At 40.0% G+C, this 14,009-nt stretch carries 15 protein-coding genes; 13 read left to right on the top strand and 2 right to left on the bottom strand.

Annotated features, from left to right (window positions below):
- Positions 1-59: 59 nt before the first annotated feature.
- The 6 genes from nadB (at position 60) to ACFX4R_RS14985 (ending at position 6,807) form a co-directional block, all read left to right on the top strand.
- On the top strand, positions 60-1,604 hold the full coding sequence (nadB, locus tag ACFX4R_RS15010; RefSeq protein ID WP_377569887.1) for an L-aspartate oxidase: 1,545 nt from the start codon (positions 60-62) through the stop codon (positions 1,602-1,604).
- A gap of 36 nt (positions 1,605-1,640) precedes the next feature.
- Positions 1,641-2,534, top strand: coding sequence for a carboxylating nicotinate-nucleotide diphosphorylase (nadC, locus tag ACFX4R_RS15005; protein ID WP_195695863.1), 894 nt, complete (start codon positions 1,641-1,643; stop codon positions 2,532-2,534).
- The gene (gene nadA, locus ACFX4R_RS15000; RefSeq protein WP_377569885.1) at positions 2,491-3,591 is read left to right on the top strand and encodes a quinolinate synthase NadA; all 1,101 of its coding nucleotides are present in this window, start codon (positions 2,491-2,493) and stop codon (positions 3,589-3,591) included. The genes nadC and nadA overlap by 44 nt, the downstream gene beginning before the upstream one ends.
- Before the next feature lie 214 nt (positions 3,592-3,805).
- Positions 3,806-5,086, top strand: a complete 1,281-nt coding sequence (gene safA / locus ACFX4R_RS14995; protein ID WP_043976124.1) for a SafA/ExsA family spore coat assembly protein — start codon at positions 3,806-3,808, stop codon at positions 5,084-5,086.
- Entirely contained in the window at positions 5,076-6,041 is a 966-nt protein-coding gene (locus tag ACFX4R_RS14990; protein WP_241771328.1) for a phosphotransferase, read from the top strand. The genes safA and ACFX4R_RS14990 overlap by 11 nt, the downstream gene beginning before the upstream one ends.
- Before the next feature lie 94 nt (positions 6,042-6,135).
- Complete coding sequence (locus tag ACFX4R_RS14985; protein WP_165575786.1) at positions 6,136-6,807, top strand: YhcN/YlaJ family sporulation lipoprotein; 672 nt, start codon at positions 6,136-6,138, stop codon at positions 6,805-6,807.
- 106 nt (positions 6,808-6,913) lie between these two features.
- On the opposite strand, the gene ACFX4R_RS14980 is transcribed toward ACFX4R_RS14985, so the two are convergent.
- On the bottom strand, positions 6,914-7,993 hold the full coding sequence (locus tag ACFX4R_RS14980) for a YsnF/AvaK domain-containing protein (RefSeq protein WP_013085108.1): 1,080 nt from the start codon (positions 7,991-7,993) through the stop codon (positions 6,914-6,916).
- A gap of 291 nt (positions 7,994-8,284) precedes the next feature.
- On the opposite strand from ACFX4R_RS14980, the gene ACFX4R_RS14975 reads away from it, so the two are divergent.
- From ACFX4R_RS14975 to yajC, 7 genes are all read left to right on the top strand, one after another.
- Entirely contained in the window at positions 8,285-8,821 is a 537-nt protein-coding gene (locus ACFX4R_RS14975; RefSeq protein ID WP_116372478.1) for a BofC C-terminal domain-containing protein, read from the top strand.
- 297 nt (positions 8,822-9,118) lie between these two features.
- On the top strand, positions 9,119-9,730 hold the full coding sequence (ruvA, locus tag ACFX4R_RS14970; protein WP_013059321.1) for a Holliday junction branch migration protein RuvA: 612 nt from the start codon (positions 9,119-9,121) through the stop codon (positions 9,728-9,730).
- 16 nt (positions 9,731-9,746) lie between these two features.
- On the top strand, positions 9,747-10,748 hold the full coding sequence (ruvB, locus tag ACFX4R_RS14965; protein ID WP_013059320.1) for a Holliday junction branch migration DNA helicase RuvB: 1,002 nt from the start codon (positions 9,747-9,749) through the stop codon (positions 10,746-10,748).
- On the top strand, positions 10,745-10,945 hold the full coding sequence (locus tag ACFX4R_RS14960) for a DUF2905 domain-containing protein (RefSeq protein WP_013059319.1): 201 nt from the start codon (positions 10,745-10,747) through the stop codon (positions 10,943-10,945). The genes ruvB and ACFX4R_RS14960 overlap by 4 nt, the downstream gene beginning before the upstream one ends.
- Positions 10,946-10,968: 23 nt before the next feature.
- The gene (gene queA, locus ACFX4R_RS14955) at positions 10,969-11,997 is read left to right on the top strand and encodes a tRNA preQ1(34) S-adenosylmethionine ribosyltransferase-isomerase QueA (RefSeq protein WP_013059318.1); all 1,029 of its coding nucleotides are present in this window, start codon (positions 10,969-10,971) and stop codon (positions 11,995-11,997) included.
- Positions 11,998-12,020: 23 nt separating this feature from the next.
- Complete coding sequence (tgt, locus tag ACFX4R_RS14950; RefSeq protein ID WP_013059317.1) at positions 12,021-13,160, top strand: tRNA guanosine(34) transglycosylase Tgt; 1,140 nt, start codon at positions 12,021-12,023, stop codon at positions 13,158-13,160.
- A gap of 72 nt (positions 13,161-13,232) precedes the next feature.
- The gene (yajC, locus tag ACFX4R_RS14945; protein ID WP_013059316.1) at positions 13,233-13,496 is read left to right on the top strand and encodes a preprotein translocase subunit YajC; all 264 of its coding nucleotides are present in this window, start codon (positions 13,233-13,235) and stop codon (positions 13,494-13,496) included.
- A gap of 35 nt (positions 13,497-13,531) precedes the next feature.
- On the opposite strand, the gene ACFX4R_RS14940 is transcribed toward yajC, so the two are convergent.
- Positions 13,532-13,915, bottom strand: a complete 384-nt coding sequence (locus ACFX4R_RS14940; RefSeq protein ID WP_014458132.1) for a TIGR04086 family membrane protein — start codon at positions 13,913-13,915, stop codon at positions 13,532-13,534.
- Positions 13,916-14,009: the final 94 nt, after the last annotated feature.

Genomic DNA, 14,009 nt, shown 5'->3' with positions numbered 1-14,009 from the left:
TTTCATTTAATAATATGTAAATATAGGTGTCAAGACACATGTAAATAAAGAGGTGTAAAATGTTAGAGGCGGATGTTTTAATTATTGGAAGCGGAGTAGCAGCGTTTTCTGCAGCTTATGAACTGTGTCGTCATAACAGAGTTGTAATGGTAACGAAAGGGAAACTTGACCGCAATAACTCAGTTCTTGCTCAAGGCGGAGTAGCAGCTGCTATTGGAAGCAGCGATCACTGGAGTGAACATCTCTATGATACGTTGGTTGCGGGCAATAAGCATTGCAATGAACAAGCGGTACGCACTTTAGTGGAAGAAGGTGCGGCTGTAGTAAATGAATTGATTCATAAAGGAATGAAGTTTGATAAAAATCCAGATGGTACGCTGCATTTTGGAAAAGAAGGAGCCCATCGTACGAATCGTATTCTGCATGCAGGTGGGGATGCAACAGGACAAGCGCTGTTCGCTTTTTTGAGAAAAGAAGTACTGCCATATATTACAGTCATTGAAAACGAAATGATTCAGCATTTAATAACTGTAGATGGAACGTGCAGAGGTGCTATCGGACAAGGTGAAAACAACAAAATTACTATATATCATGCTCGTCAAACGGTTATTGCTACCGGAGGAATCGGCGCTTTGTACAAGCATACATCCAACCAGCCGCTTGCGACGGGAGATGGGCTAGCGCTTGCGTACAGGGCTGGAGCAAAATTAGCGGACTTAGAATTTGTTCAGTTTCATCCGACGCTTTTGTATCAAAATGAAGCGAAAGGTCTAGTATCCGAAGCGGTTCGAGGTGAAGGTGGCGTACTGGTAAATGAATGGAATGAACGCATAATGGAAGGCGTTCATCCCTTTAAGGATTTAGCACCGCGAGATGTTGTAGCAAGGACAATTTTTAATGAAATGAAAAAAGGAAGCTCTGTATTTTTAGACATTGAAAAAGTGGCTCATTTCCAACAAAAATTTCCTACGATTACGGCACTGTGTCGGAAGTATAAAATTCAACTGGACAAAAAACGAATACCTGTTACTCCCGGCGCACATTTTTTAATGGGTGGAATTGAAGTAGATGGTTACGGACAAACAAGCGTTGAAGGATTGTATGCCGTGGGGGAAGCTTCTTCTACAGGCGTTCATGGAGCAAATCGTCTAGCAAGCAATTCATTGTTAGAGTGTCTTGTATTTGGAAAACGGACAGGGCGTCATATTTTACATAAAGCGAGAACGATATCTCGTTATCCCCCCGTCCGTTACGTCTATAAAGACATGCCTAAAACACTGCCTGCCACAAGACAAATTCAGCATAAAATGATGGATTGTGTAGGAATCATTCGTCATGAAAACGAATTGTCTACTATTGTGCATGAATTCACAAATTATCTAGATGGAATACCTCTTGACCAAGAAGTTATATATTCGAGGAAAGCTGCGACCATCTGCAATATGCTAGCTACAGGTCTGCTTATTGCCGAGTCCTCTCTTGCAAGAAAAGAAAGTAGAGGAGGTCATTACCGAAGTGACTTTCCGCATGAAAACCAAGAATGGGAGCATAAGCGAATTATTAAGCAGTCTGCTGCTTCAACAAAACAATCATTGATTTTATAAGCAAGAAAATCTAAAAAGAAAGGTGAAGGTAGCACAATGAACACGTTGAAATTACAAAAACTATTGCAGTCTTTTTTTATAGAAGACATTGGAGATGGAGATATAACCTGTGAAGCTATTTTTTCTCCGTCTGACCAAGGGGAAGCTGTGTTCACGGCAAAGCAATCAGGTATTATCGCAGGTGTGGAATTGATTAAAGAAGGATTTCATTTAATAGACCCTGACGTGAAAGTGAATTTGGAGAAAAAAGATGGAGATGTTCTTAAGCCTGGAGATAAAATAGCTACCGTTTCAGGACCCGTGCGATCTATTTTGACCGGTGAACGGGTAATCTTAAACTTACTTCAAAGAATGAGTGGCATTGCCACGATGACGCACAAAGCCGTAGCGCTGCTTGGCAGCTCACATACGCGTATATGTGACACGCGAAAAACAACGCCTGGTATGCGAATGTTAGAGAAGTATGCCGTTCGTGCTGGAGGAGGTTATAATCATCGTTTTGGATTGTACGATGGCGTCATGTTAAAAGATAACCATATTGCACATGCAGGATCTATTCTAGACGCTGTTGTGAAAGTAAGAGAGCAGGTTGGACATATGGTTAAGGTGGAAGTAGAAATTGAAAACAAAAGTCAGTTGCTAGAAGCAATAGAGGCAGGAGCAGATGTCATTATGTTCGATAACTGTTCTCCAGAAGTCATTAAAGATTGGATACCACTGGTTCCCGCTCATATTGTCACAGAAGCATCCGGTGGAATTACGCTTGGCACGCTCCATTCTTTTAGGGACAGCGGAGTGGACTATATTTCACTTGGAGCTTTAACGCATTCAGCAGGGGCTATCGATATCAGCTTGGACTTATTAACAGAAAGGGGAACAGGAAATCATGAGTTTATTACAAACGCTTCAGCAGCAAACGCTGCCCGCTAAATATATAGAGCTCACAGAAAATGAAATGAAAAGAAGAGTACTAGAAATCAAGAAAAAGCTCGGAAGCAAATTGTTTCTGCTCGGCCATCATTATCAAAAAGATGAAGTGTACGAATTTGCAGATGCGGTAGGAGACTCCTTACAGCTGGCTCAAATAGCAGCTGAAAATAGAGAAGCTGAGCATATTGTGTTTTGCGGCGTTCACTTCATGGCAGAAACAGCTGATATTTTAACAGCTGAAAATCAAAAAGTCATTTTACCCGATATGCGAGCTGGCTGTTCAATGGCTGATATGGCTACTATTCAGCAAACAGAAAAGGCATGGCCTGTCTTACAGGATCTTTTCGGAGATACGATTATTCCGCTTACGTATGTGAATTCTACAGCTGCAATTAAATCTTTTGTGGGCGAACATGATGGGGCAACTGTAACATCTTCAAATGCAAAAAATATGGTGGAGTGGGCATTTTCTAAAAAAGAGCGCATTCTCTTTTTACCAGATCAGCATTTGGGCAGAAACACAGCTTATGATTTAGGTGTTGGACTAGATGAAATGGCCATTTGGAATCCTATTGAAGAAATGCTTGAATATGAAGGGGATATAAACAATATCAAGGTGATTCTGTGGAAAGGTCACTGTTCTGTGCACGAAAATTTCACGGTTAAAAATATTGATTATTTACGCGAGAAGCAGCCTGAGATGAATATTATTGTTCATCCGGAATGTTCTTATGAAGTGGTGCAAAAATCAGATTATGCAGGTTCTACAAAATATATTATTGATACAATTGAAAAAGCCCCTTCAGGCTCTAAATGGGCCATTGGCACGGAAATGAACTTAGTAAAACGGATTATCAACAGTCATCTGGATAAAGAAATTGTTTCGCTTAATCCCTATATGTGTCCTTGTTTGACGATGAACCGAATTGATTTACCTCACTTGCTTTGGGCTTTAGAAAGCATCGAAGAAGGAACAGAAGTGAATCAAATCAAGGTGGATAAACATACAGCACAAGGGGCGATCAAAGCGCTAACGAATATGTTAGAACGAGCATAAAGATTTTTAAGACAATTAAAAAGAGAAGGTCTAAAAGAAGACTTATTGACATATTGTTTGTGTTGATAAGTCTTTTTTTCTTTATCATAAAAACTTGAACCAAACTGTGGGCAAAATGAATAAAAAAATGGTTCAAGGCATATCTTGTGATGAACAAACAGAACTTACTTTGATTTTGCACATATAGATGGCAGAGACTCTACTCGGGAGGGGAATGACGTTGAAAATCCATATCGTTCAAAAAGGGGATACCCTTTGGAAAATCGCTGAAAAGTATGGGGTTAATTTTGAAGAGTTAAAAAAAGCGAATTCTCAATTAAGCAATCCAGACATGATTATGCCTGGAATGAAAATTAAAGTGCCGACAAGCGGAGTGCCTGTTCAAAAAGAAGGAGCTCCTTCACCTGGTATAAAAGAAATGCCTAAAGTTCAACACCCTTATAGTGACCAATCCACAAAAGCTTATCCAGTAACGGAAATTGATGAAAGTCCGGATGAGAAAAAGTCAGCTAATCAGCCTGCTCAAACACCGTTTATGCAACCGATAAAAGAAGCACCAATCGCACAGCCAAAGAAAGAAGCACCGATTGCTCAACCGAAAAAGGAAGCGCCGATTGCGCAGCCAAAGAAAGAAGCGCCGGTCGCGCAGCCTAAAAAAGAAGCACCCATTGCGCAGCCTAAAAAAGAAATGCCAGTTGCGCCAAAGCTTCCTAAATTAAAGCCAATTGCACCTGAGATTGATATTAACAATTATTACACCGTTAATATGGCGATGCAGGCTCCAAAAAAAGAAGCACCAAAAGAACTACCTAAGCATGAATCGCCAGAAAGTCCAGAGATGGAGAGTATAGAAATGCCTCCTCAAATGCCATGTTACCCAATCATGCCGATATCGCCTGTAATGCCAGGCTGCGGATTTAATTATATGCCGTGTCATCCGCCAATGTATGCACCGCAGCCATATCCAATGCCAATGTATCAACAGGCTCCAATGTATCATCACGGTTATGAAAACGAGTCGTTCGAAGAACATGCGATGGGCGCTCACATGGCACCGATGCCAATGTATCCAATGATGCCACACAGCTGCTATGGACCGGTACAATGTTCTCCTTGTCCGCCTCCATGGGGATATCAGCAGCCCGTTTATCCGGCCTATCATCAAGCACCGATGTATCCACAAGTACAAGGAGCTATGACAGGTGGCCATTATGAAAGTTCTTCCGATGGTTATGGAAACGCGCCTTACCATTATGGGCAGCACTATGCGCCACAGCAGCAAGGAGACTGCGGCTGCGGTGAACCAAGACCTGAAGACTATGCACCACAGCAGCCTTATCCACAGTACCAACAGCAGGTACCTTATGGCTTTCAGGACCCAAGGGCACCCTATCCAGCCCCATATGGCATGATTGGTGTACCTCCGTATCCTGCGTTTGACCCAAATGCATTTAGTATTCCAGAATATGATGAGTACGACGAAGATGAAGATTGATTATTATACACGAGACGATTTTAATTTAAATCGTCTCTTTCTCTATTTGAAAAAAAGAGATATTCACGTTGAGACCTATCGTATGAAAAAGCCTCATGTCATCATAGCGGATACGAATAAAGGAAAAAAAGTAATAAAAGCATACAGAGACAAAAGTAAAATTGAACATGTTTATCATTTTTTATCTCAGATTCAACAAGGGTACGCTGTTAATTTCGAAGCTTACCCAGAAGGTGAACTTTATATAAAGGACCGTCATTTGTATTGGGCGATGATGCCTTTTGTTAAGCAAGTAAAAGAGGTAACGTATGAAAGTTTTCAGGATCGCGAAGAAGTATTACAAGCATTGATCCGCTATCATGGAGAAGTTCATAAAAAGAAACTAGCCGCGTATACCAAGCTTTCTGAGTATGATCTTATTTTAAAATGGAAAAAGCGGCTTTCCTCTTTTCGAGAAACCTCACATATATTTAGGGAATTTAATCAATTTCATGTATATAAAGACATTGTGAATTGGGGAGAAAAAGCTTTAGTCTTAATGGAACGTTTCAAAGATAGTGAGTTGAACTGTTCCATTATTCACGGTGACGTTGCTTCACATAATTTCTTGAAAACAAACCACTTGGGTATTGTTATGATTGATTTTGACTTATCGGCTAAAGCTCCTGCTCTTTATGACTATGTTCAGCTTGTGCAGCGCTTTTTGCCTTACGTCCAGTGGTCGATGAAAGAACTACTTCAACACTCGAAAATAAAAGAATTAAGCAAGCAGCGTTTTTTTCTTGCTTCTTTACTATTTCCATCGATGCTGATGAGAAACTGGAATATAAATGCCTCTGCTTTATCATGGGCAAATCGCCAAAGGTTAATGCAACAATCAGTCGAAGAATGGTCACAGCGTACACATTTTTATCGAGTGATTTACCAGCACTTACAAAACCTACATGACATGTAAAGAGTTTATAAACACTTCATCGAATAAGAAACGGCTCGTCTTTTAATCCTAATAGTAAGCTCAGAGTAAATAGAGCTTAAATTAGGGGGCGATTATGTTGAATAGGTATGTAGCAACTTCTTTAGCTTTTGCATGTATGATGGGACTTGGCGCTTGTAATAACAAAGACCAAGGTATGGAACAGCGCTATACAGATACGACACAGCCTGTTGGGTATCATACAAATGAAAAAGCGAATGAACATCGCGTAGATAATCCGAAAGGTCCAATGACTGAAGTTTTAGATGGGAATGGAACACCTAATTATCCGTTAAACGTAAGTGATGGACGTTTTGACAATCCGACAAACCCTTATGGAAACATCAATAATACAAATGATCGTACAAATGATCGTACAAATGGCGTTGCTAATATGTATTATGGTGAAGATTATCCAAGAGACTTTACGGAAAAAGTGGCTGATCGGGCTGCAAGTGTTAAAGGTGTAGAAAATAGTCGCGCCGTTGTCCGTGGAGATCAGCTATTAGTTGCTGTGGATCCGGCCAAAGACATAAATAACGGCCGTTTAAAACAAAACGTGCTCGATAAAGTAAAGCCTATTGCAAAGGACTACAATGTTCAAGTAAAAGTAGATCATGATGTATTTATGAACGCTCGCTCTCTTGATGACGATATTCGAAATGGAAAAGACCGAAATACGATTCAAACTAATTTCAATGGTCTATTTGAATCAGTCGATGAGAATGTCAATCATAAACATCGTTAAATGAAGAAGCAGCTGTCTGTGAAGGACGGCTGTTTTTTTTTTGATGAGAAGACATATAAAAAAGCTGCCATTGAAGCCAGGCAGCTATTCCTCGAACATGTAACTATTAATTTTTCTTGTTAGAAGCAGATTTGTTTGTTGTTTTGGATTCCGCTTCTTCCTTTTGAGCGTTAGTTTCATTTTGTTTGAGGCGACCTTCTCTTTTTTTCGTATCTGCTGGTGCCGTAGCAACACTCTTTGTATTTTTTACATTTTTTGCAGAAGAGCTTGTCTCATTAGCTTGTGTGTTTGGCTTCTCGTTGTTAGTTGTCTGACTATTTTCGTATTCAGCTTCCACGTCGCTTGCTAGAGCTGCAGAAACTTGAGCGTAAGTATGGTCTGTATAGTTCATCATATTTTCGTATACTTCAGGGCTCGCGAGTCCATCAGGTTCTACGCTTGCTTCTTCTTTTTTAATTGTTTCAGTCCATTCTTTTGTTTCTTGAATAAGTTTTTTTCCTATAATTACTTCTTCAACAATAACTGGTCTTTTGGTTATTTCCACTCGTTCTTCCATGATTGGAACACGAATAATTTCATCTTCTGTAAGTGGCCCAGCGTTATAGTCTCCATCAACTACAGGGCGACGTTCAATATAAAACTCTTCTCTCGTAACAGGAACGTGTACAGTTCTTTCTTCCTCTATTACTTTTTTGTGGAGTTTTACTTCACCCACTTGGACGCGTTCTTTTAAGACATCTAATTTTTCTTCACGTAGTTGGACGGCTCTATGCTCGTTGTGTTCCGTATAGGTTCCGTACGCTGGAGTTTGTTCAGAGCTTACGGCATCTATCAAGATTAGAATTTTACCAGCAGCTACATCTGTTTCGCACTGCACGGCTGAGAAGTCTGGTATGCCCATGCGGATTAATTTTGATTTCAAGCCGTTTCCTTGTTTGAGCCCCATGCCGCCTGTCATCATGGTAAAAAAGTTATCCATCATGACGCCAGCTAATGAACTTACGGCAGGTGAACCAGCTTCAATAATTACATTTGTATCGTGACCTATTTGAAATGTATTGCTTTTACTGTTAGAAATAACCATAATGTCTGTTTCTCGATAACCTTGACGCTTTAAATTATGGATAACATCTAAAGCTTCTTTCTCTGAAAAAAAAGTTCCGACTACACGTTTATTCATTCTCATTACTTCAGCTCCCTTTTTTATGAAAATAGATAATAGAAGTCCTTACAATTACTTCCACTATGTACATACCCTGCGAAAATTTAATTAAAACGTTCAAGAGAAAATTTTACAAATAGTGTGCAAGTGTAACAAATACGCCATGTTTTCTTAACATAATATCGTAAAAGGGATTTGCTTCATAAAATAAGAGGATAAAAGAAAATAAGTAGGTCAAACTATTAGTGTAGATTTTCACAAAACCTTTTTAGATAATACTAAAAAGAGTATGATTAACGTGTGAGGTGAAGGTGAGTGAAGAAAGTCATTCATCAAGCAGCTTTTTTAATGCTAGTAAGTATTGTGCTTTGTATAATGCCATACCGTGCAGATGCGAATGAAAAGGAGCCGATGACATTATTTCTTGAGCGCGTGTATGTGGATGGAGTTGTAAGTCAAGAGATGATCAAAAGCCCTTCTATGACGAAAAAACAATTAATGAAAAAATATAAAAATTGGCGACTGCTTAAAGAAACGGATCAAGAGCTAGTTTTTAGAACAAGCATAGACGATATTTCACCTATTTTAAAAGAGAACGGTTATGTAGGGCTTTCTGTTAACGGTATTCTCTCAGCATTTGAAGGCAAACCAGCTTCGTCGCAGCACATTATACAATCGTTTTTTCAAATTGACATCAAAAGGCTTGAGAGCTATCAGCATGAACAATTAAAGAAAGGTATTCGCATTCAATCAAAAGATGAATATCTTTCCCTCATTAATTTCTATAAAATCTATCAGCTCCAGCAGCGGCCGCTTTCAATCAAGCAGCCGTTTTTTAGTATGGTAAAATAATTATTGAATGCAACATTCTAAATTGCTTCTATTTGCTTTTGGCGATATGTTAAAATGGTATTCAGCAGTCTAGTATTGTATATATTTTAAAAGGTCATTCATCAATAAAAGTGTGCGGTTCTATTTTTTATAGCTATTGTAAAAATAGGTTGGCAAAGATGAAAAGAGGCAAACGTTCTCTTGAACGTCTTTTTAAAAAGCAGCTTTAAAGGAAAATAGAGAACGATGCGGGCAGGATTCTTCGTAGGCAAAGTGGAAGGTCACTGCCCGCGCGTACGTGATTAAGGAGAGAGCTTATTGTTTGATTATATCAAAGGTACTGTTACATATATAAATCCTGAGTATGTAGTAATCGAAAACAATGGGATAGGCTATCAAGTCTTTACGCCGAATCCATATGTATTTTCAATTGATGAACAACCAAAGACGGTTTACACCTATCAATATGTAAGAGAAGACGTAATTGCACTTTACGGGTTTGCTTCCCGAGAACAGAAGGATTTATTTATGAAGTTAATTAGCGTGTCAGGAATTGGCCCAAAAGGCGGTTTAGCTATTTTAGCGTCAGGTAATCCAGCGCAGGTTGTCCAAGCTGTGGAAGAGGAAGATGAGAAGTTTTTAGTTAAGTTTCCAGGAGTAGGTAAAAAAACAGCTCGACAGATGATTCTAGATTTAAAAGGAAAGCTGCATGATATTGTACCAGATGCCGTTCCTTCTTTATTCGCAGATTTGGACGCACAAGAAGTCAAATCTCAAAGTTCAGAAGCACTGGATGAAGCGATTGAAGCACTTAAAGTATTAGGTTATGCAGAAAGAGAAATCAAAAAAATTGTTCCGGCTTTAATGAAGGAAACGATGACAACGGATCAGTATATTAAAGAAGCGTTAAAGCGATTATTGAAACAATAAGTAAGGGAGGAGTAAAATGGACGATCGTATTGTAACGGGAGATGTTCTTGGTGAAGAAGAAATCATCGAGCAAAGTTTGCGGCCGCAAACCTTACAGCAGTATATTGGTCAGCATAAAGTAAAATCCCATCTGGACATTTTTATTAAAGCTGCCAAAATGCGAAGCGAAACGTTAGATCACGTGCTTTTATATGGTCCTCCAGGATTGGGGAAAACAACTCTTGCTACTATTATCGCTAATGAAATGGGCGTGCAAATCCGAACGACCTCAGGACCAGCTATTGAGCGTCCAGGCGATTTAGCCGCAGTTTTAACCAGCTTAGAGCCTGGAGATGTGCTTTTTATTGATGAAATTCATCGATTAAATCGTTCGGTTGAAGAAGTACTGTACCCAGCAATGGAAGATTTCTGTTTAGATATTGTTATTGGAAAAGGACCGAGTGCACGTTCCGTCCGTCTGGATTTGCCTCCGTTTACGCTAGTAGGTGCAACGACAAGAGCAGGGCTTTTATCTTCTCCTTTGCGTGATCGATTCGGCGTTTTAAGCCGTTTAGAATATTACCAAGAAGAAGATCTTGCTTCGATAGTGGAAAGGACAGCCGCTATTTTAGATGTAGAGATTGATGAGAAAGCTACGTTTGAGATGGCTAGGCGTGCTAGGGGAACCCCGCGTATTGCGAATCGCTTGCTTCGAAGAGTCAGAGATTTTGCTCAGGTCAAAGGAGACGGAGCCATAACCGAAAGGCTTGCCAACGAAGCATTAGAAATGTTGCAGGTGGACCGTTTAGGTCTTGATCATATTGACCATAAATTATTAAGAGGGATTATCGAAAAATTTAGGGGCGGACCTGTAGGGTTAGACACCATATCGGCTACTATTGGTGAAGAGTCTCACACAATTGAAGACGTATACGAGCCGTATCTATTACAAATCGGCTTTTTACAGCGAACGCCGCGAGGACGAATTGTGACGCCTTTGGTTTATGATCATTTTCAGCTGGAGGTGCCTGATCAGTGAATGATATGCCTAAGATGCTTATCACATTAGGGGGCATTTTAGTCGTCATTGGGCTGTTATGGCAGTTCGTTGGCAAGCTTCCTGGCGATATTTTTATCAAAAAAGGAAATACAACCTTTTATTTCCCGATTGTGACATGTATTCTAGTAAGCGTTGTGTTATCACTTATTTTTTATGTAATTGGCAAATTTAAATAATTAAGTAGAAACAGGTGAACATTTTGAAAGTAGATTTATTTGATTTTCATTTACCAGAAGAATTGATTGCCCAAACGCCGCTTGAGCAGCGAGATGCGTCAAGACTCATGGTATTAAACAAGGAAACAGGAAGTGTGAAGCATCATATGTTTCATGACCTTCTTGATTATGTGCAAGAAGGAGATTGTTTAGTGTTAAACGACACGCGTGTTCTTCCTGCACGATTATTTGGGACAAAAGAAGATACAGGTGCTAATATTGAAGTATTGCTTTTAAAACAAACACAAGGCGATACGTGGGAGACGCTTGTAAAACCGGCTAAGCGAGTAAAAGAAGGCACGGTTATTTCGTTTGGTGACGGACGTCTGACAGCTGTATGTAAAGAAACGAGCGACCAAGGCGGACGTTTGTTGGAATTCAACTATGAAGGCATCTTTTATGAGGTTCTGGAACAACTGGGAGAAATGCCGCTGCCGCCTTATATTAAAGAACGCTTGGATGATCAAGAGCGCTACCAAACGGTTTTTGCTCGCGAACAAGGTTCTGCAGCAGCGCCAACAGCAGGTCTTCACTTTACAGAAGAGATGCTTGAACAGTTAAAAGAAAAAGGTGTGCATATTGCATTTTTAACGCTTCATGTCGGATTGGGTACATTCCGTCCAGTCAGCGTTGACGACTTAGAAGAGCACGATATGCACTCAGAGTTTTATCAAGTGAGTGAAGGAACCGCTGCTTTACTAAACAGCGTACGTGAAAAAGGCGGTCGCATTATTTCAGTAGGCACAACTTCTACCCGTACCCTTGAAACGATTGCAACTGAGCATAACGGCAAATTTGTTGCTTCTTCAGGCTGGACCAACATTTTTATCTTCCCAGGGTATGAATTTAAAGCAATTGATGGAATGATTACAAATTTCCACCTTCCAAAATCTACGCTCATTATGCTTGTAAGTGCCTTAGCAGGAAGAGAAAACGTCATTTCTGCCTATGAACAAGCTGTAGCAGAGAAGTATCGCTTTTTCAGCTTCGGCGACGCGATGCTAATTTTGTAATTTAACATGAAAGGAATACATCAATGACAGCAATTCGTTACGAACATATAAAAACTTGTAAACAAACAGGAGCGCGTTTAGGGATTGTCCATACGCCTCACGGCTCATTTGAAACACCTATTTTTATGCCGGTAGGCACATTAGCTACAGTAAAAACAATGTCTCCGGAAGATTTAAAAGCAATGGGAGCAGGCATTATTTTAAGTAATACGTATCATTTATGGCTTCGTCCTGGTCATGAAATTGTTAAAAAAGCGGGAGGCCTTCATAAATTTATGAACTGGGATCGTCCCATCTTAACGGATTCAGGCGGCTTCCAAGTTTTTAGCTTAAGTGATTTGCGCCGTATTGAAGAAGAAGGCGTCCATTTCCGCAACCATTTGAATGGAGACAAGCTTTTCTTATCTCCAGAAAAAGCGATGGACATTCAAAATGCGCTTGGGTCTGATATTATGATGGCATTTGATGAATGCCCACCTTATCCAGCAGAATATGACTACTTAAAACGTTCAGTTGAACGCACAAGCCGCTGGGCAGAGCGATGCCTTGAGGCTCACAGCCGCCCTCAAGACCAAGGTCTTTTTGGAATTGTTCAAGGCGGAGAGTTTGAAGATTTACGCCGTCAAAGTGCAGCTGATTTAGTTTCAATGGACTTCCCAGGTTATGCTGTGGGAGGGCTGTCAGTTGGAGAACCAAAAGATGTGATGAATCGTGTGCTTGAGTTTACGACGCCATACTTACCAACCGATAAACCACGTTATTTAATGGGAGTAGGATCACCTGACTCGTTAATTGATGGAGCGATTCGCGGGATCGATATGTTTGATTGCGTATTACCAACGCGTATTGCACGTAACGGAACGCTTATGACAAGCGAAGGTCGTCTTGTTGTTAAAAATGCAAAATATGCAGAAGACTTCGGTCCGATTGATCCAAACTGTGACTGCTACACGTGTCAAAATTATTCAAGAGCGTATATTCGCCACTTAATTCGTTGTAATGAAACGTTTGGAATTCGTTTAACATCTTACCATAACTTATATTTTCTGCTAAACTTAATGGAGCAAGTCCGTGAAGCCATTCGCGAAGACCGACTTGGCGATTTCCGTGATGAGTTCTTTGAAAAATATGGGTTTAACGGTCCAGACGCAAAGAATTTCTAGGTCACTACAGGAATTTTCATCAAATTTATGAATGAGTACCTGTTGATAATATAAATAAAAGGAGGAGTTTTCATGGGTGTTTTACAAAATATTTGGCCATTACTTTTAATGTTTGTCATTTTCTATTTCTTGTTAATCCGTCCACAGCAAAAACGTCAAAAAAACGTACAGCAAATGCAATCAGCACTTAAAAAAGGCGATAAAGTTGTAACGATTGGCGGTATGCACGGTTTGGTAGACGCAATCGATGAGTCACAAGTTGTGGTTCGCAGCACTGACGGTTCAAAATTAACGTTTGACCGCAATGCTATTCGTGAAGTAAGAAGCGTAGATTAATAAAAAAACGTCACGTACATGTACGTGACGTTTTTTTATGCTTCTCGTGAACCGGCAATGTTTACGCCAACAATTCCCCCGAGAATAGCGACTCCAATAAATCCAGCGTGAAATAAAAGCTGCTGTGCAGAAAACAGGTGACTATAGCCGAGAAATTGTAGTAAAAACATTAAAAAAGAATAAGAAATACCAGTGGCTCCTCCAACGAGAAGTCCCTTTGAACCGTTTCGTCCTCCCGCGATAAATCCTCCGATAAACAGTGTAATAAATGAGAGAATAAGTAAAAATAAACGGACCGACTGTTCTTCAAGCGATGTAAACTTTAAAATAAGCGAAAAGATAATGCTAATCGCTAAAGCCATCACTAAGATTGTTGCTACTCCTGCAAATACAGCGTTGCTCATTCGTTTTGCACCCAACTTGTTTCCCCCTCATGAAATAAAAAGATAGGTGAACCCTTAGTACGAGCATATTCGGGATGACTTCAAAATAGACGCATAAAAGTAAGGCTAT

The organism is Priestia sp. YIM B13490 (genome assembly GCF_042787735.1).
In the GTDB taxonomy this organism is placed as follows: domain Bacteria; phylum Bacillota; class Bacilli; order Bacillales; family Bacillaceae_H; genus Priestia; species Priestia megaterium.
This window is presented reverse-complemented; position numbering and strand designations above follow the sequence as displayed.

Coding starts and splice junctions, on each gene's coding strand:
- nadB (WP_377569887.1), top strand. CDS start 60: ATGTTAGAGGCGGATGTTTTAATTATTGGAAGCGGAGTAGCAGCGTTT.
- nadC (WP_195695863.1), top strand. CDS start 1,641: ATGAACACGTTGAAATTACAAAAACTATTGCAGTCTTTTTTTATAGAA.
- nadA (WP_377569885.1), top strand. CDS start 2,491: ATGAGTTTATTACAAACGCTTCAGCAGCAAACGCTGCCCGCTAAATAT.
- safA (WP_043976124.1), top strand. CDS start 3,806: ATGACGTTGAAAATCCATATCGTTCAAAAAGGGGATACCCTTTGGAAA.
- ACFX4R_RS14990 (WP_241771328.1), top strand. CDS start 5,076: ATGAAGATTGATTATTATACACGAGACGATTTTAATTTAAATCGTCTC.
- ACFX4R_RS14985 (WP_165575786.1), top strand. CDS start 6,136: ATGTTGAATAGGTATGTAGCAACTTCTTTAGCTTTTGCATGTATGATG.
- ACFX4R_RS14980 (WP_013085108.1), bottom strand. CDS start 7,993: ATGAGAATGAATAAACGTGTAGTCGGAACTTTTTTTTCAGAGAAAGAA.
- ruvB (WP_013059320.1), top strand. CDS start 9,747: ATGGACGATCGTATTGTAACGGGAGATGTTCTTGGTGAAGAAGAAATC.
- tgt (WP_013059317.1), top strand. CDS start 12,021: ATGACAGCAATTCGTTACGAACATATAAAAACTTGTAAACAAACAGGA.
- yajC (WP_013059316.1), top strand. CDS start 13,233: ATGGGTGTTTTACAAAATATTTGGCCATTACTTTTAATGTTTGTCATT.